General features: G+C 55.0%; 19 protein-coding genes and 2 tRNA genes. 16 read left to right on the plus strand and 5 right to left on the minus strand.

Going from position 1 to position 16,482, the window contains the following annotated elements; genetic code table 11:
• Positions 1-8: 8 nt before the first annotated feature.
• From tnpC to AC0L7R_RS05200, 5 genes are all read right to left on the minus strand, one after another.
• The gene (gene tnpC, locus AC0L7R_RS05180) at positions 9-1,712 is read right to left on the minus strand and encodes an IS66 family transposase (protein ID WP_473659312.1); all 1,704 of its coding nucleotides are present in this window, start codon (positions 1,710-1,712) and stop codon (positions 9-11) included.
• Between the two features lie 473 nt (positions 1,713-2,185).
• The gene (locus AC0L7R_RS05185; RefSeq protein ID WP_473659314.1) at positions 2,186-2,611 is read right to left on the minus strand and encodes a hypothetical protein; all 426 of its coding nucleotides are present in this window, start codon (positions 2,609-2,611) and stop codon (positions 2,186-2,188) included.
• Positions 2,612-2,642: 31 nt separating this feature from the next.
• Positions 2,643-3,026 carry an IS66 family insertion sequence element accessory protein TnpB gene (tnpB, locus tag AC0L7R_RS05190; protein WP_473659316.1) on the minus strand — a complete coding sequence of 128 codons (384 nt, stop codon included), beginning with the start codon at positions 3,024-3,026 and terminating at the stop codon, positions 2,643-2,645.
• Positions 3,023-3,427: a transposase gene (locus tag AC0L7R_RS05195; RefSeq protein WP_473659318.1), complete on the minus strand. Its 405-nt coding sequence runs from the start codon at positions 3,425-3,427 to the stop codon at positions 3,023-3,025. Before AC0L7R_RS05195 ends, tnpB begins: the two co-directional genes overlap by 4 nt.
• A gap of 154 nt (positions 3,428-3,581) precedes the next feature.
• A tRNA-Thr gene (locus AC0L7R_RS05200) sits at positions 3,582-3,656 on the minus strand.
• A 239-nt stretch (positions 3,657-3,895) separates the two neighbouring features.
• Here AC0L7R_RS05200 and murA point away from each other — a divergent pair.
• From murA to AC0L7R_RS05280, 16 genes are all read left to right on the plus strand, one after another.
• Positions 3,896-5,167, plus strand: coding sequence for a UDP-N-acetylglucosamine 1-carboxyvinyltransferase (gene murA / locus AC0L7R_RS05205; protein ID WP_473659320.1), 1,272 nt, complete (start codon positions 3,896-3,898; stop codon positions 5,165-5,167).
• Positions 5,164-5,643, plus strand: a complete 480-nt coding sequence (locus AC0L7R_RS05210) for a DUF2948 family protein (RefSeq protein WP_473659322.1) — start codon at positions 5,164-5,166, stop codon at positions 5,641-5,643. Before murA ends, AC0L7R_RS05210 begins: the two co-directional genes overlap by 4 nt.
• Before the next feature lie 124 nt (positions 5,644-5,767).
• Positions 5,768-7,078 carry a histidinol dehydrogenase gene (gene hisD / locus AC0L7R_RS05215; protein ID WP_473659324.1) on the plus strand — a complete coding sequence of 437 codons (1,311 nt, stop codon included), beginning with the start codon at positions 5,768-5,770 and terminating at the stop codon, positions 7,076-7,078.
• A complete protein-coding gene (locus AC0L7R_RS05220; protein ID WP_247129940.1) occupies positions 7,075-7,554 on the plus strand; it encodes a UPF0262 family protein in 480 nt (159 codons plus the stop codon). Before hisD ends, AC0L7R_RS05220 begins: the two co-directional genes overlap by 4 nt.
• Before the next feature lies 1 nt (position 7,555).
• The gene (locus tag AC0L7R_RS05225; protein ID WP_247129941.1) at positions 7,556-8,032 is read left to right on the plus strand and encodes an arsenate-mycothiol transferase ArsC; all 477 of its coding nucleotides are present in this window, start codon (positions 7,556-7,558) and stop codon (positions 8,030-8,032) included.
• A 222-nt stretch (positions 8,033-8,254) separates the two neighbouring features.
• The gene (infA, locus tag AC0L7R_RS05230; protein WP_007205486.1) at positions 8,255-8,473 is read left to right on the plus strand and encodes a translation initiation factor IF-1; all 219 of its coding nucleotides are present in this window, start codon (positions 8,255-8,257) and stop codon (positions 8,471-8,473) included.
• Positions 8,474-8,478: 5 nt separating this feature from the next.
• A complete protein-coding gene (locus AC0L7R_RS05235; protein ID WP_473659326.1) occupies positions 8,479-9,075 on the plus strand; it encodes a Maf family nucleotide pyrophosphatase in 597 nt (198 codons plus the stop codon).
• Positions 9,072-10,103 (plus strand): ribonuclease E/G, encoded by a 1,032-nt coding sequence (locus tag AC0L7R_RS05240; RefSeq protein WP_473659328.1) that lies wholly within the window; start codon positions 9,072-9,074, stop codon positions 10,101-10,103. The genes AC0L7R_RS05235 and AC0L7R_RS05240 overlap by 4 nt, the downstream gene beginning before the upstream one ends.
• Before the next feature lies 1 nt (position 10,104).
• On the plus strand, positions 10,105-10,299 hold the full coding sequence (locus AC0L7R_RS05245; protein ID WP_348419766.1) for a DNA gyrase inhibitor YacG: 195 nt from the start codon (positions 10,105-10,107) through the stop codon (positions 10,297-10,299).
• Positions 10,300-10,378: 79 nt separating this feature from the next.
• Positions 10,379-10,453: transfer RNA gene (locus tag AC0L7R_RS05250), tRNA-Phe, on the plus strand.
• Between the two features lie 276 nt (positions 10,454-10,729).
• Positions 10,730-11,476 (plus strand): helix-turn-helix domain-containing protein, encoded by a 747-nt coding sequence (locus AC0L7R_RS05255; RefSeq protein ID WP_473659330.1) that lies wholly within the window; start codon positions 10,730-10,732, stop codon positions 11,474-11,476.
• Between the two features lie 73 nt (positions 11,477-11,549).
• On the plus strand, positions 11,550-11,930 hold the full coding sequence (locus AC0L7R_RS05260) for a VOC family protein (RefSeq protein ID WP_473659332.1): 381 nt from the start codon (positions 11,550-11,552) through the stop codon (positions 11,928-11,930).
• A 182-nt stretch (positions 11,931-12,112) separates the two neighbouring features.
• The gene (locus AC0L7R_RS05265; protein WP_473659334.1) at positions 12,113-13,354 is read left to right on the plus strand and encodes an FAD-dependent oxidoreductase; all 1,242 of its coding nucleotides are present in this window, start codon (positions 12,113-12,115) and stop codon (positions 13,352-13,354) included.
• Between the two features lie 24 nt (positions 13,355-13,378).
• Positions 13,379-14,365: a TRAP transporter substrate-binding protein gene (locus AC0L7R_RS05270; protein WP_247129159.1), complete on the plus strand. Its 987-nt coding sequence runs from the start codon at positions 13,379-13,381 to the stop codon at positions 14,363-14,365.
• A gap of 126 nt (positions 14,366-14,491) precedes the next feature.
• Positions 14,492-15,184, plus strand: a complete 693-nt coding sequence (locus AC0L7R_RS05275) for a TRAP transporter small permease subunit (RefSeq protein ID WP_473659336.1) — start codon at positions 14,492-14,494, stop codon at positions 15,182-15,184.
• Positions 15,181-16,482, plus strand: a complete 1,302-nt coding sequence (locus AC0L7R_RS05280) for a TRAP transporter large permease subunit (protein WP_473659338.1) — start codon at positions 15,181-15,183, stop codon at positions 16,480-16,482. Before AC0L7R_RS05275 ends, AC0L7R_RS05280 begins: the two co-directional genes overlap by 4 nt.

Raw genomic sequence — 16,482 nt, forward strand, 5'->3', positions numbered from 1 at the left:
AACTGCGATTAACGTGAGATCCTAAGGTGGCTGGGTGCGTTCCAAGGCAGCAGCTGATGATACTCAGACCGAGGTCGTCTCGACGCTATCTCATCGAGAACCCACTTAAGGTATGGTTCTACGTTAACTCCATTCTGCTTGCACGTCTCAACCAGCGAGGACACGATGCTCCAAGCTTCAGCACCCTCATCACTACCGATGAAGAGCGCGTTTTTGCGCAAGAGGATCGTCGGTTTGAACATGCGCTCAACCGCGTTAGTGTCCAAGTCAATCCGGCCATCTTCAATGAATTTTGTCAGATCCGTCCAGATCTTCTCTGTATATGCAATCGCCTTTCCCATACCATTTCGAGACAACGTTCTACCCTTCGCCTCCAACAGAAATGCAAGCAGCCGCACCAAAATGGGCGCAGAATGCGTTTTGCGATGTACAACGCGGACGGCAGGTGGCTTCCCTCTGATCAGCGCTTCTACTTTGTAGAGTTCAGCAATAATTTCAATTACGGTTTTTGCGTCATGGGTCCGATTGAATTCGAATTCGTCTGTGAAGTGCCGTCGGACGTGTGCCCAACACTTCGCAGGGATGACATTTGCGACGCCCGTCCCTGCTTTGCCAAGCTGTCCGTAGCCTCCGTAGGCATCCGTCTGAACTATAGCTTCGACGCCGTCCAAGATTGTATGAATATGATGCATCGCACGACTATTTCGGGCGTAATAGACAACAGCCGGTGGCAGATTTCCTCCGAAGGAAGAGTCGTCTCTCAGTACTGCATAAAGGTAGCTGGTCTTCGTTTTTCCAAGCCCCGGCTGCAGCTTGGGTACCGTTGTTTCGTCCATGAACAATCGCGTGCTGTTTTTGAAGAGCTCAACCTCTAGCAACTCGAAAATTGGCTTTAAAGCTTCTGTAGCAATACGGTTAGCGTTTCTAGCGAGTGTTTCACGCTTAAGGTTGATGCCTTGGGACCAGAATATCTGCTGTTGTCGGTTCCAGGGTAGGTACCATGCAAAACGCATTGAAAGAGCACTCGCTAAGATGCTGTTGCTTATTGTGGTTTTCTGGAAAATGCGGGGCCGGAACTTTGTTCCAATAACACGGTCCTCCAAGCGACAGCGGTACTTTGGATATTGCCGGACGGCTACGAAATGCCGGGCCGGTATTACTTCAAGAGTTTCGTTAATGTCGAATCCCACTATTCCGCCGCCGCATCCACATGTACATTTGCGGTCTTCGGTCCCCATATAGATCTCCTTGCGTTCCAGGTGCGCAGGAAACGTACGTTTTCGGCGCCCCCTACTACCTTTTTTCTTGGTCGGCGCTGGCGTCTTGTTCTCAGGTGTTTCTTCCGATGGCCCCTGAGGCTGATCGGTTGGGGGCACCTCCGCCATAGTCTTTTCACCGTCGAGTTGATCGCCGTTTTCTGGAATGTCGGCATTTCTTGCGGTATCGGGATTGAGATCAGCTTTTTGGCCAAAGGTCATTTTTTTGAGCTTTGCAATCTGCCTTTTCAAATCAGCGATCTGAGTTTTCAGAGCACGTTCCCGCGCCCGAGCCTTCATTAGGGCCTGCTCCAGCTCTTGGTTTTTCGCTTCGAGTGACGACTGCTCGGACGACAAGCTTCTGACCGTTTCTACAACTTCAAAGACAAGGTGTCGGCTCTCACTAGCAATGGCCGCGAGGAGGCTTCTTTCCAGACTCTGAAGTTCAAGTGACACGTGTGGATTCCATGTGGAACAGGAGGCTCCGCTATTGGGAAGCTCGACAACTGATTGATTGAGTGAAGGCACTGGCCGCCAGTCGGCATATTGGAATTGCCCTAAAGCGGACTGGCGGTTGCAGGTACTATTGTGGATCCTTGGACTGATCGGCGGTTAACGGTTCTGTCGCCGACTAGGATTGCCCGCACGATATGGGCAAGCGTTTTTTTGGGCGAAAAAATTACCTTAAAGCACTAAAAACAAACAGTTTTCGTGCGAAAAACCGCGGATGCGATCTTTTCAAGGAAGGTTTATTCATTGAGAATATTGGCTTGGGCAATTGCGCATAGAGACAAAACCATTGCGAAAAAGGATGGACGAAATTTTCTCTCAACCCCAGGCAGCCGACCTTCAAATCAAGATGCTAAAAAAGTGTTGCGCAGAGGCCACAAATTCTCTGACTTTGCAAATGAACCATTCGGTCACCAGTCTTATCTACCTTGCAACTGCATCCCGAAAAATGCATCCAATACAGCCACAACGGCTTTGCTTTCGTAACCGTCTGCGAGCATGCTGTTTGGCGAGAGGTGTTCTAAGAGAAAGTCCTGAACGAGAGGTGGCACGTCTCTGCGATTCAGCGGTGTTTCGGCCGAGACCGCATGCTGTGCCCGCTTGAAAGCAATGCGGCACAAGAAGGCCAGTTCTCTGGATTCGTCGAAAAATTTTGGCACCAAGAGAGCGCAGACATCAACTGCTAGATAACCTTCCGGATTGATTTTCCAACCAAGATCAGCAGCACGTTCATCCAGCAAAGCCAAAAGATGTTCCGGGATGGTCGGCCGTGCTACAATGGCGTCAACGGCTTGCGATCTGGCATGGTCGTAAAGATTAGCGCGGGTTTGAGATATCAGTTCCATCACAAGTACCTGTCCAATATGCAAAACGGGTTCAATCGATCGCAGGTCTGCTTCCGTCTCTTTTGTCGAAGACCTTAGGCTGTTGATAGTCGGCGGAGGTCACGCGTCGCCAATCAATCCCCTCGAACAGAGCTTCGAACTGGGCCTTGGTCATCGTGATTGTGCCCTCGGACAATTTCGGCCAAACAAACCCTCCGCCTTCTGCGCGTTTGTAGATCAAAACCAGTCCGGTGCCATCCCACATCAGGACCTTGATTTTGTCCCGACCCTTGGATCGAAATACAAAAAAGGCACCGGAGAATGGATCGAGTTCAAAGTTGCTCATGACGTAGTTTGCCAATCCGTCCATGCCCTTTCGGAAGTCTACGGGTTTGGTGGCAAGATAAATCTTGTAGGAATGAGATGGCGAGATCATGAACACTCCCTCGCAACACGAACCAGTTTCAGAAGATCGCCTTCAGAGGCACTTATCGGAAACTCAAAGCTGAAATTGTCCATAACCAGGCGTGCCGTACCATTGTTACGCTTGGGTCCAGGAGGTGACGGAGAAACGGTGGGAGCGGGCGCGAGTGCCGTTTTGACCTCGGTGAAGGCAGGCCCTTCGACCTGAATCTTCTCCCCGCGGCTGCGACGATCGGCAACAGACCATTTGCGAACAAGGCACTCATGCGCACCAAGATCGGCCGCGACTTCACCAGCAGATTGACCATCCTCACGAATTCTACGCGTGGCCTCCCGCTTCAAGTCATTCGGCCAAATTTTTCTGCCCGATGCGCTCGTCTGAACTTCAAAGCCCCAGACCATATCATTTGCCATGCTAAACCTCTTTCAAATGGTCAGGCATGAATATCACCGATCAAGAGACGTGTTCAGATACGGATCAGGGGGTTAGATGCATCGCTTACGACCGCAGGCGATCAACGCCATGATCAACACATGGGTTCGCAAGACAAAAAATCTGTTTGAAGGATGGTGCTGTGAGGGAGGATTGAACTCCCGACCTCACCCTTACCAAGGGTGTGCTCTACCACTGAGCTACCACAGCATCCGTGAGGCTGGGAATTAGACGTATTCGCATTGCGGTGCAAGCCCTCACTAGACGCTTTTTGCACAGCTTGATAACACGTCGTATATGACGCAAGACACAAGCAAAAAAACCAAGGCTCCGCAAACTCGGGAAGACCGGCTAAAGGCGGCGCTGAAGGCGAATATGGGCAAACGCAAAGCGCAGGCAAAAGCACGCGCGGCGTCGGACAAGACTGAAAAGAAAGAGTAGGCGGGTAGATGGATTCAATTGTTGTAAAAGGCGGGCGCGAACTCGGCGGTCAAATTCAGATCGCAGGCGCGAAAAACGCCGCACTGACGTTGATGCCAGCCACGTTGCTGTCCGAAGAACCGCTGACGCTGACCAATGCGCCACGTCTGTCAGACATCAAAACTATGACGCAGCTGCTGCAATCACTGGGTGCTGAAGTCACCGCATTGCAAGACGGCAAAGTGCAGGTCATGTCCACACACGGCGCGATCAACACGACCGCGGATTACGACATTGTACGTAAAATGCGGGCCTCCAACCTCGTTCTGGGGCCTTTGTTGGCGCGTGAAGGCCATGCGATTGTATCGCTGCCCGGTGGCTGTGCGATTGGTGCACGCCCGATGGACATCCACACTGACGGTCTGACCAAGATGGGCGCAGAGATTGATCTGCGCGACGGCTATCTGCACGCAAAAGCCATGGGTGGCCGTCTGCAAGGTGCGGTCATTGATTTCCCGTTTGCATCCGTTGGTGCGACCGAAAACATCATGATGGCGGCGACCCTTGCGAAAGGGACTACGGTCATCAACAACGCGGCCCGCGAACCGGAAATCGTTGATCTTGCGGATTGTCTGCGCCGGATGGGTGCACAGATCGACGGCGACGGCACATCCACAATCACGATCCAAGGTGTGGACCGTCTCGGGGCGGCAACGCACCCCGTCGTCACCGACCGGATCGAACTCGGTACCTATATGCTGGCTCCTGTGTTCACAGGCGGCGAGGTCGAATGCCTTGGCGGCAAGATGTCCTTGGTCGCAGCTTTCGCTGAAAAACTGGATGCAGCAGGCATTGATGTGACCGAGACGGCCAACGGCCTGAAAGTCCGCCGTCGCGGGGATCGCCCGAAAGCGGTTGATGTGACGACCGAACCATTCCCGGGTTTCCCGACCGACCTGCAGGCGCAGATGATGGCGATGCTGTGTATCGCTGACGGAACATCGGTGCTGGAAGAAAAGATCTTTGAGAACCGCTTCATGCATGCGCCCGAATTGATCCGCATGGGCGCAGACATTGACGTGCAAGGCGGCACTGCGACTGTCAAAGGCGTGGCCAAAATGAAAGGTGCGCCTGTGATGGCAACCGATCTGCGGGCCTCTGTTTCCTTGATCTTGGCTGGGCTTGCGGCGGAAGGTGAAACCGTTGTGAACCGCGTCTACCACCTTGATCGCGGCTATGAACACGTCGAAGAAAAGCTGGGCGGCGTTGGCGCACAAATTGAACGGGTACAAGGCATATGACCGAAGACGCACGTTTTGAAGATGGCGGCGAAGCACCCCTACGGCTGAAGGCGCTCGATGCCGAAGACTTGGCGGTACTTGCCGCTTTGGTGCAAGACGCCGTATTTCCGGCCGCTGAAATGAAATGGGACCGCAAGGCACGCCGCTTTGCGATCCTGTTGAACCGTTTTCGCTGGGAAGATGCGGACAAAGCAGCCCTGCGCAAACGCGACTATGAACGTGTGCAGTCCGTTTTGGTGATCGAAGACGTGCAGGCGGTCAAATCGCAAGGTGTCGATCCACGCGATGCGGACATGGTGTATTCACTGCTTTCTATGGCGTTTACGGCGGGCGAAGATGGCATGGGACGCATCGAACTAACGCTTGCGGGCGACGGTGCGGTTGCGATTGACGTCGAAGCGCTCGAAGTCGTTTTGCGTGACGTGACGCGGCCATATGTTGCGCCCTCAAAAAAGGTACCTGATCACAACCTGTGATCGGGTCACGAATTTTCTAGAAAATTCGGATGCCTCCGGCAGAGGTATTTAAGACCAAAAGAAGCAACCCTGTCGCATTGATGGTACCGCGTGAGCGCTGTAAGACAGGCGTAAGGAGTACCCGATGCCACAGTTTCTTTCCAGTTCAGATGCCGATTTCGAAGCCCAGTTTGTTGCCCTTTTAGGGGCAAAACGCGAGGATTCGCCTGATGTGGATCATATCGTTGCGGATATCATTGCGGACGTGCGGGCGCGTGGTGATGCGGCTGTTCTCGAACTGACTGCAAAGTTCGACCGTTTTGACGTCACGGCAGACACTTTGCGGTTTTCCGAGGCTGAAATCGCTGCGGAATGCGCGAAGGTATCTGATGAAGACCGCGCTGCACTCGAATTGGCCGCAGACCGCATTCGCGCCTATCACGCGCGTCAGTTGCCCGATGATCAAATGTGGACGGATGACGCGGGTGCGACGCTTGGCTGGCGCTGGACACCTGTGTCTGCTGCGGGACTTTATGTGCCGGGTGGTTTGGCGACCTATCCGTCATCCGTTTTGATGAACGCGATCCCGGCGAAGGTTGCAGGCGTGCAGCGTCTGGCGATCACAGTGCCGACGCCAGATGGTTTGGTAAACCCGCTTGTACTGCTGGCCGCCCAAATCGCAGGTGTCGACGAAATTTACCGTGTCGGTGGTGCGCAGGCGATTGCGGCCTTGGCATATGGCACGCAAACCATTGCCCCCGTTGATAAAATCACGGGTCCGGGCAATGCATTTGTTGCGGCGGCCAAGCGCCGTGTTTTCGGTAAAGTCGGCATTGATATGATCGCAGGCCCGTCTGAAATCCTTGTCATCGCGGATAAAGACAATGACCCTGATTGGATCGCGCTCGACCTTTTATCGCAAGCAGAACACGACGAAAGCGCGCAATCACTGCTGATCACCGATGACGCGGCCTTTGGTCAGGCTGTCGCGGATGCCGTGGAAAAGCGCCTCGAAACACTGGAACGTCGCGATATCGCACGCGCCAGCTGGCGTGACTTTGGTGCCGTGATCACAGTCTCTGATTTGGACGAAGCGGTGACGCTATCCGATCGGATCGCACCAGAACACCTCGAACTCTGTGTTGCAGACGCCGATGCGCTAGCCGCGAAAATCACCCACGCGGGCGCTATCTTCATCGGTGCTTGGACGCCCGAAGCCATTGGCGACTACATCGGTGGACCAAACCACGTGTTGCCAACGGCGCGATCTGCGCGATTCTCCAGCGGGTTATCCGTCATGGATTTTGTGAAGCGCACAACGCTTGCACGCATGTCGCCCGAAGCTTTAGCCGCTATCGGCCCGTCGGCGGAACGGCTGGCGCAATCCGAAAGTTTGGAAGCGCACGGTCTATCGGTGCGCGCGCGTTTGGACCGCCTGAATGGGGACCCATCATGAACCGCATTTCACATATCGATCTGGACGACAGCGCGCTGCCGCCGCCAACGCCAGAGATTGAACAGGAACGCAAAGTCGCGCTTTTTGATCTGTTGGAAGACAACAGTTTTATACCTGCATCGCGAGATGATCGCGCCGTGCCGGAAGGGCCCTACCGGCTTGGTCTGTCGATCCGTGACCGTCGGTTGGTTTTCGCAATCTCCACCGAAACTCAAGACGAAGCAGGCGAATTTCACCTGTCGCTGGGGCCGTTCCGGCAGGTTGTGAAGGATTACTTCCAAATCTGCGAAAGCTATTTCGAAGCCGTGAAAACCCTACCGCCAAGCCAGATCGAAACCATCGACATGGCGCGGCGCGGTATCCACAATGAAGGGGCGCGGGTGCTTCAAGAACGGCTCGAAGGCAAAGCCGAGGTCGACATCGACACCGCCCGCCGCCTGTTCACTTTGATCTGCGTCTTGCATTTTGGTGGTTAAGATGACGGACGGGGCCAAGACATACGAAGATCTCCCCCAGTCGGTCCTCTTTTGCTGCGATCATAACGCAGTCCGGTCTCCCATGGCCGAAGGGATCATGAAAAAGCTATACGGAACAGAATGTTACATTCAGTCCGTTGGCGTGAAAAATGATCTTGAGATCGACGGTTTCGCGATTGCTGTGTGTCAGGAACTGGGGGTGGAACTGTCGCGCCACCGGTCCCGCAGCTTTGACGAGATGGAACAATGGGGCGATGATCTGTCATCTTTTGATCTTGTGCTGGCGCTGTCACCCGCAAGCCAACGACGGGCGCTTGATCTCACGCAATTCTACCACCTCGAAGTCGAATACTGGCCAATCATTGACCCAACAGGATTAGGCGACAGCCGCGATGCCCAACTCGTTAACTACCGTCAGGCCCGCGACCAAATCGTTGAAAAACTGACAGCACGTTGGGGTGCTGGCGTCGAAACCTGACAACCGGCTTGGGATTTGCGCACCGTCGCTAAACCCGCGAATATCGACGAAACCACAATGATCGCCGTATTCCGCAAAAAATCAGCCCGATATTTCGCGGAACAAGCGGTAAAATGCAGTGTGATCAAATGTAAACACGCCTTTACACTTGATATTTCTCGGAAGGGGGCGCATGTACCCCACCACGGGACATAACCCCGTATAAACTACTCAGGAGAGACCATGGCCAAGGAAGAACTGCTCGAATTTCCCGGCGTCGTGAAGGAACTCTTGCCAAACGCGACATTTCGGGTCGAGCTGGAAAACGGCCATGAGATCATCGCACATACGGCAGGTAAGATGCGCAAAAACCGCATCCGTGTTCTGGCTGGCGACAAAGTACAGGTCGAAATGACCCCGTACGATCTGACTAAGGGTCGGATCAACTATCGATTCAAGTGACCGTTATGCCGGTGAATTCCGGCCTACGGCTGATTTTAGGCTCTGGTTCGCCCCGGCGACTGGAGCTTTTGGCGCAGCTTGGTCTGACGCCATCCGACGTACGCCCCCCCGATATTGACGAAGACCCGCACCGCGCGGAACTGCCGCGTGATTATGTGAACCGCATCGCCCGTGAAAAGGCCGAAGCGGTTGTCATCGCGGATGATGAAGTTGTGCTGTGTGCCGATACAACCGTCGCACTTGGCCGCCGCATCATGGGCAAACCCGCCGATGCAGCAGAGGCGGCGACGTTCTTGCACGCGATGTCCGGCCGTCGTCATAAGGTGATCACATCTGTTGCGGTGAAACGCGGTGACCATGTCTGGTGCAAAGACGTGCAGACGACCGTATCGATGAAACGGCTCTCGAATACCGAAGTAAACTGGTATCTCGGCACCGGCGATTGGCAGGGCAAGGCAGGCGGCTACGGCATCCAAGGCCCCGCATCCGCCTTTATCCCGTGGATCAACGGATCATTTCACGCGGTCATGGGGCTGCCTTTGCCCGAAACCGCTGGCCTGCTGACCGCAGCAGGATTTCCCCTATTTGGAGACGCATCATGAACGGGCGTACAATTGTTCTGGATCACATCGGTGACCGCGAAGCAGCAGCCTACATGATCGACGGTAAACTCGACGATTTACTGATCGACGATCTGGATGCGCCGCGCCCCGGTGCGATTTTCCGCGCGATTTGTGATCGTCCACTCAAGGGGCAGGGTGGTATGATGCTGCGCCTCCCCGACGGTGAGAAAGCGTTCTTGCGGTATTCCAAAGGGCTACGACCGGGTCAGCCGATGCTCGTTCAGGTCACTGGTTACGCAGAAGGCGGCAAAGCTGTTCCGGTGACCGATCGCGTCCTGTTCAAAAGCCGCTACGTGATCGTGACACCCGGCAAACCGGGCATCAACGTGTCCCGTCAGATCGAAGAAGAACAACGCGACCGTCTGCTCGAACTGGCACACGGGGCCCATGATACCGAACACGGGTTGATCATCCGGTCCTGCTGCGCTGCGGCAGATGTGGCTGAAATCCTTGAAGATATCGAAGCCATGAACACGCTTGCCGACGCCATTATGGCCGAAGGCGAAGGGACCGAACCAGAGGCATTGACCGAAGGCGACGGCCCCCACACCGTCGCATGGCGCGAATGGACGGGCCGCGCGGATGTCGTGACGGATGCTGGCAGTTTCGAACACCTCGGTGTGCTCGACCAGATCGATGGTCTGTCCGACCCGATGGTTACAATCGGCGAAGGCACGATGTTTGTCGAACCGACACGGGCGCTTGTGGCCGTCGATGTGAACACTGGCGGCGATACGTCCCACGCCGCGGCGTTGAAGGCAAACTTGGCGGCCTGTCGGGCATTGCCAAGGGCGCTGCGCCTGCGCGGGCTTGGCGGCCAAATCACCGTCGATTTCGCCCCAATGTCCAAAGCGCACCGCAAACAAGTCGAACAATCGCTTCGGGCAGCGCTCAAGGCGGACCCGATCGAAACATCCATGGTTGGCTGGACGCAAATGGGCCTGTTCGAATTGCAGCGCAAACGCGAACGTCTGACGCTGACAAGGACGCTACCGGAGGGCGTTTAAGATGGCTTGCCCAATCTGTGATCGCGAAACCGACGCAAAGTTTCGGCCCTTCTGTTCGAAACGCTGTGCGGACATTGATTTAGCAAAGTGGCTGTCAGGCAGCTACGCGATCCCGTCGCAGGACGAAGATGACGCAGAAAACTTGGCAGAAGCCCTTGATGATGCGGCAAAAAACGGCCCCGAACGGCTGCATTAGAAAACTTTGCAAAATGGCACTGGACACCCCTGTGTGTTCCGCCTAAAACGCGCCTACCCGATGACGATGTCATCCCGGTGCCCGGGTAGCTCAGGGGTAGAGCAGTGGATTGAAAATCCTCGTGTCGGTGGTTCGATTCCGCCCCTGGGCACCATTTAAACTTCCAGATCAGTACTTTTGTGATCATTGCTAGCGCAGCAAAGGTCTTGTTTGGGCCGCTTTCCTTTTTGGTACTTTGAGAACATTCAAATTACGGTGCTGAAACGGACGCGGCGTGAAACCTGCGTTGAACGCATCCTATCCCGATCCTTCCCCCACATGACGCTGCCTAAACGGTATGACCACAAACGAACCCCCCTCATCTGTGGGGATATGGTTCAGCTCCCGCGAATAGTACCTTGGTGCCAAGTTAAAAAATGGGACCGTCAAGATGCATGCATATGATCCGAAAGGTAACGCAAAAGCGAAACGCATTGATGCGGTCACGTTCACCGAAACGCAGCCTCCAGCGCATCTGAGCAATGTTGTGCACCGCTTCATCGAATTGAAAACAAACGGCGTTCTGGAAGAAGACTATCGTTTCCATGCCCTACCCGATGCCTGCATCTACATCGTGTTTGATCAGCTTGATCCGAAGGTCACGGGGATCACAACGCTGCGGGCGACGTCCGAGGAATTGAACTTGGGGCGTCAGTTTCATTTCCTGAACATCCGGTTTCTCCCCGGCGTCTTTCGTCTCGATCGCGAACAATCCGGATATGGGCAGATCAACGCATCCTACCAAGGGAAGCTGCCGCTGTTGGACTTTAGCCAACGTCTGCTCGGGCAAACGCCTGCAACCCAGTGTGCGATCCTGTCCAATTTGGTTGAAACACTGATCGCGGCAAAGCATGTGGTGCCAAATGCGGTCACGCAAAAGATTTTCCGCGACATCGAAGACATCAACACGGTGTCAGACATGGCCGCATCGTCCGATTTGTCGCCACGTCAGTTACAACGGACGCTCAAACGGACAACAGGCTTTGCGCCGCACGATTTTCTCAAAGTACTGCGACTGCAACAGGCGTTAACCACAGACACAGCGGATAACTACGCCGACCAATCACATTTCATCCATTCGTTCCGTAAAGCCACAGGGTACACGCCCGCCCGCTACGCCAGAAAGTTCGATGTCTGATATCTACAATACAGATCAACAGCCTCATCCTAATGTGATGAGGTAAATGCAAAATAACCTTAAGGACAAGGAAATGACCAAAATGAATGCCGTTGGATGGTTTGACATTTTTGTAGACGATTTGGACCGCGCAGTCGCGTTTTACGAAACCGTTCTGGGCCAGAAACTAGAGCCGATCGGCGACCCGACAGGCGAAACGCAGATGATGGCCTTCCAAGGCGACATGACCGTTTACGGTGCCGCTGGCGCGCTGACAAAATCAGATCACGGCAAGCCGGGGATCGGCGGCACAATCATCTACTTCATGGCCGAAGATGTGGCCGTTGAACAGGAACGCGTCGCGGCAGCAGGCGGTTTCGTGATCCGCCCGAAATTCTCGATTGGTGAATTCGGTTTTGTGACGCTTTGTCAGGATACCGAGGGCAACATGTTCGGCCTGAATTCGATGAAATAAAACGCGCTACCTCCCAAGCGCATCTTTGGACACGGGCAGTTGTCTTACCTGCTCGTGTCCCTTTTTTGCAGACCCAAGATCATTTGGGCTGCAATCAACCTTGCTAAAACGTGGTTCTGCAGTGAACACTTCAGTCTAATGATTGAAGCGACCGCATCGGCGTTTGGACAAGGGTATTGAGAATGCAGATTATTGTAGCTGGTGCTGGCATCGTTGGCGTGTCTTGCGCGATTTGGTTGCAACGCGCTGGGCATGATGTCACGATTGTCGACAGGGCGGGTCCGGCGAGCGGGACAAGCCACGGCAACGCAGGCGTTCTGGCGGCGGGCGCTGTCATTCCGGTCACAACGCCGGGCCTGATGTGGAAAGCACCGGGCATGTTATGGGACAAGGATGCGCCCCTTTTCCTGAAGTGGCGCTACCTGCCGAAACTGATCCCGTTTTTGGCCAAATACCTGACCTACACCACGGATAAGCACGTCGATCACTATGGCGCGGCGATGTCGACATTGCTGCACGATTCCGTAGATCAGCATATGGCGCTTGCCCGTGGGACTGGCGCGGAAAAGTACATCAGCGCGGACGACTATTGCTTCGGTTATTCGACACAAGCGGCCTTCGCGGCGGATAAATACAGCTGGGACAAACGCACAGCAGCAGGTTTCGCCTACGACGTCATCGATGGCGAAACCTACGCGCAATATGATCCGGCCTACGGCAATGCCTTCGCGGTCGTCGTACGGTGCAAAGGGCACGGTCGGATCAGCGATCCTGGGGCCTATGTGAAAACGCTGGCCGATCATTTTGTCGACCAAGGCGGCAAACTCCTCATCCAGAACATCACGGATATCGCCGTGGAAAATGGGGAAATCACGCATCTGAAAACGGCAAACGGGGATATGACAGCCGACCGGATCGTCTTTGCGCTGGGCCCGTGGTCAAAGACCATCGCACACAAACTCGGGGTCAAAGTCCCCTTCGAAAGCGAACGCGGATATCACATCGAAATGACCAATCCGTCGCAGATGCCGAAATCCCCGATGATGGTGGCCAGTGGCAAATTTGTGATCACCCCGATGGAAGGCCGCCTGCGTGCGGCAGGCGTAGTCGAATTTGGCGGGCTGGAATATGGACCAAGCGACGCGCCTTTCGCGCTGCTCAAACGTCAGGTCAAAGCCATCTTTCCCGATCTCTCCTATGACGACCTGATCGAATGGATGGGGCACCGGCCCGCACCCGCCGACAGTTTACCTGTGATTGGGGCAAACAACGCAGGCGGGAAAAGCTATTCAGCCTTCGGGCACCAACACGTTGGCTTGACAGGTGGTCCCAAAACGGGTCGGATTATCGCGGATCTCATTGATGGAAAGAAACCGAACATAGATTTGGCACCGTTTGATCCGCGAAAACACGCGGCGCAGTAGCGTCCGCCGACCGGGAGAATACGAATGAAGTCTATCTTGACCACAACCTGCGTGGCTGCCGTTTGCACAATCGCTGGTACCATTTCATATGCTGATGGCCATGCCCAATCATGGGACATGCCGATGGCCTACGCGGCCACCAATTTCCATTCCGAACATGGCGTTATCTTCGCGGATAAGGTCCGCGAATACACCAATGGCGCGATTGATATCACTGTCCATGCCGGTGGATCATTGTTCGGTGGCGGCGACATCAAACGTGCTGTGCAAACAGGTCAGGTGCCAATTGGCGAACGGTTTATGTCCGCACACGCGAACGAAGCACCGCTTCTGGGCTGGGACAACCTGCCATTCATCGCGACCAGCTACGACGACAATGCCAAACTTTGGGAAGCCGCGCGCGACACCGTGAACGCACAACTGGCCGACCTGAACCTCGTGGCGCTGTACACATGCCCATGGCCGGGGCAGGGGTTCTACTTCAACAAAGAGGTGGCATCATCCGCCGACACCCAAGGCATAAAATTCCGATCCTACAACTCCGCGACAGCAACCTTCGCAGAAGAATTGGGCATGATTCCCGTACAAATCGAAGCGGCAGAACTTAGCCAAGCTTTGGCCACAGGCGTCGCGTCCGCGTTTATTTCGTCCGGCTCTACAGGCTACGACCGCAAAGTCTGGGAACACCTGTCGCACTACTACAAAGTCAACGCATGGTTGCCACGTAACTACGTCATGGTGAACACCCAAGCATGGGATGGGCTTGATGCAGACGTGCAGGCAGGCATCCAAAAGGCGGCCGATGAAACCGCGGCGAGCTGTGCTGCGAAATCCGCCGAACTGTCCGATTTCTACTTCGAAGAACTGGCCAAGAACGGCATGACTGTCGAAGACGCAGGCCCGGATTTTCTGGCCGAACTCGAAGCAATCGGCGCAAAAATGACCGCCGAATGGCTGGAGACAGCAGGCGCTGACGGTCAGGCGATCCTCGACGCGTATAACGCCAATTAAGACCAAAATGCTCTTGGCGATACGTCGCCAAGAGCCGTCCATTTTGCTGACATCGCGGTGCACGGGTTGTGCACGCGTTGTGCACGCATTGTGACTTTGTGATTTCCGGCAAAAAGGGCCCCCACCATGCGCGACTGGTCACCTGTAATGGGGCTGCCTCTTTGGGCTTGGCTGTTTGTTGTTCCCAGTCTGATCGGCGTCTTCTGCCTGATCGCGGGACCAAGATTGGAACGGCCCTTGCGCCCGATCTGGCGTTTCCTAGACGGTGTTTATTTTGCCAGCGGCGCCGTCGCTGCGGTCTTCATGGTCACGATCCTTTTGTTGATCGTCGCGCAAATGATCGCGCGATGGACCAGCGTCGCTTTGCCCGGCACAACCGAATTTGCGGGCTACGCAATGGCGGCGACATCGTTCTTTGCGTTGAGCCACGCGATGACGCGTGGGGCGCATATTCGGGTGTCTATCGTTCTGAATTTGAACGACTTTCTGAAGCGGTGGCTTGATGTCTTTGCTGTCTTCGGGGCCGCGGTTATTGCCACGTATTTCGCCCGCTTTGCCATCAAAACCAACCAATTCTCTGAAATGCTGAATGACCGGACACAGGGGCAAGACCAAATCCCGCAATGGCTCGTCTCGTTGTTCCAACTGGATTTTGCAGGTGCCGCGGCGGGCGATAGCACGTTGGTCTACACGCCCGTCTGGATCCCACAATTGGCCATGTCCATCGGCACCGTCCTGTTGGCAGTCGCCCTTTGGGACACGCTTTACCGGATGCTAATCACCGGCGTGAACCCCATCGTGTCGGAGGCAGTCGAATGACCGAAGCCTACGCCACCATCGTTTTTCTCTTTGTTCTCTTTACCTTACTCGGATCATCCATTTGGATTGGCCTCGCATTGATGGGCGTCGCGTGGGTCGGGATGGAACTGTTCACAACCCGTCCTGCAGGCGACGCAATGATCACAACGATCTGGACAGGGGCCAGCAGTTGGACCCTGACCGCACTCCCGTTGTTCATCTGGATGGGCGAAATCCTGTACCGCACACGATTATCCCAAGACATGTTCCGCGGCCTTGCCCCATGGATGCGGTTCCTGCCGGGTGGCCTGTTGCATACCAACATTGCGGGCTGCACAATTTTCGCAGCGGTTTCAGGGTCTTCGGCGGCGACGCTGACCACCGTCGGTAAAATGTCGATCCCCGAACTGCGCAAACGCGGTTATCCTGAATACATGATTGTGGGCACATTGGCGGGGGCGGCAACGCTTGGCCTGATGATCCCGCCGTCGCTGACGCTGATCGTCTACGGCGTCTCAATCAACGAAAGTATCATCAAGTTGTTCATGGCGGGCATCCTGCCGGGCCTCGTGCTGGCGGGCCTATTCATGTCCTACATCATGGTCTGGCATTTCGTGAAACCGGACCAACGCCCAGCGCCAGAACCCGCGATGCGCTTTGGTGAAATGCTCGCCGAAAGCCGGTTCCTGATCCCCGTGCTCTGCCTCGTCTTCGCGGTCATCGGGTCGATGTATTTCGGTTGGGCAACAGCAACAGAGGCGGCGGCGGTTGGCGTTCTCGGCTCGCTGATCCTCGCGATGTTTCAACGATCCCTGACACTTAGCGCATTCTTCGAAAGCCTGATGGGGGCCACTCGCACCTCCGCCATGATCGCGCTCATTCTAATGGGGGCGGCGTTCTTGTCGCTGTCGATGGGCTTTACCGGCCTGCCACGTGCCTTGGCTGCTTGGATTGACGAAATGCAGCTATCGCCCATCACCCTGATAGCGGCACTGACCTTATTCTACGTCGTCCTCGGCATGTTCCTTGATGGTATTTCATCGGTTGTTCTGACGATGGCGATCGTAGAGCCGATGATCCGCCAAGCAGGTATCGATGTCATCTGGTTCGGCATTTTCATTGTTGTGGTCGTGGAAATGGCGCAGGTCACGCCGCCCATCGGGTTCAACCTGTTTGTGTTGCAAGGCATGACGCGGCACGAAATCGGCTATATCTCGAAAACTGCTATCCCGATGGTTGGACTGATGTTGTTGATGGTTGTGATCCTCGTCGCGTTCCCACAACTGGCGACATGGTTGCCCAACAATATCCGGCAATAG

This window comes from Yoonia sp. D2-7 (assembly GCF_055809435.1).

Bases quoted from the DNA above. Each gene is read 5' to 3' on its own strand.
- AC0L7R_RS05185 (WP_473659314.1), bottom strand. From the start codon at position 2,611: ATGGAACTGATATCTCAAACCCGCGCTAATCTTTACGACCATGCCAGA.
- tnpB (WP_473659316.1), bottom strand. From the start codon at position 3,026: ATGATCTCGCCATCTCATTCCTACAAGATTTATCTTGCCACCAAACCC.
- AC0L7R_RS05195 (WP_473659318.1), bottom strand. From the start codon at position 3,427: ATGGCAAATGATATGGTCTGGGGCTTTGAAGTTCAGACGAGCGCATCG.
- murA (WP_473659320.1), top strand. From the start codon at position 3,896: ATGGATTCAATTGTTGTAAAAGGCGGGCGCGAACTCGGCGGTCAAATT.
- AC0L7R_RS05210 (WP_473659322.1), top strand. From the start codon at position 5,164: ATGACCGAAGACGCACGTTTTGAAGATGGCGGCGAAGCACCCCTACGG.
- hisD (WP_473659324.1), top strand. From the start codon at position 5,768: ATGCCACAGTTTCTTTCCAGTTCAGATGCCGATTTCGAAGCCCAGTTT.
- AC0L7R_RS05220 (WP_247129940.1), top strand. From the start codon at position 7,075: ATGAACCGCATTTCACATATCGATCTGGACGACAGCGCGCTGCCGCCG.
- AC0L7R_RS05225 (WP_247129941.1), top strand. From the start codon at position 7,556: ATGACGGACGGGGCCAAGACATACGAAGATCTCCCCCAGTCGGTCCTC.
- infA (WP_007205486.1), top strand. From the start codon at position 8,255: ATGGCCAAGGAAGAACTGCTCGAATTTCCCGGCGTCGTGAAGGAACTC.
- AC0L7R_RS05235 (WP_473659326.1), top strand. From the start codon at position 8,479: ATGCCGGTGAATTCCGGCCTACGGCTGATTTTAGGCTCTGGTTCGCCC.
- AC0L7R_RS05240 (WP_473659328.1), top strand. From the start codon at position 9,072: ATGAACGGGCGTACAATTGTTCTGGATCACATCGGTGACCGCGAAGCA.
- AC0L7R_RS05245 (WP_348419766.1), top strand. From the start codon at position 10,105: ATGGCTTGCCCAATCTGTGATCGCGAAACCGACGCAAAGTTTCGGCCC.
- AC0L7R_RS05255 (WP_473659330.1), top strand. From the start codon at position 10,730: ATGCATGCATATGATCCGAAAGGTAACGCAAAAGCGAAACGCATTGAT.
- AC0L7R_RS05260 (WP_473659332.1), top strand. From the start codon at position 11,550: ATGACCAAAATGAATGCCGTTGGATGGTTTGACATTTTTGTAGACGAT.
- AC0L7R_RS05265 (WP_473659334.1), top strand. From the start codon at position 12,113: ATGCAGATTATTGTAGCTGGTGCTGGCATCGTTGGCGTGTCTTGCGCG.
- AC0L7R_RS05270 (WP_247129159.1), top strand. From the start codon at position 13,379: ATGAAGTCTATCTTGACCACAACCTGCGTGGCTGCCGTTTGCACAATC.
- AC0L7R_RS05275 (WP_473659336.1), top strand. From the start codon at position 14,492: ATGCGCGACTGGTCACCTGTAATGGGGCTGCCTCTTTGGGCTTGGCTG.
- AC0L7R_RS05280 (WP_473659338.1), top strand. From the start codon at position 15,181: ATGACCGAAGCCTACGCCACCATCGTTTTTCTCTTTGTTCTCTTTACC.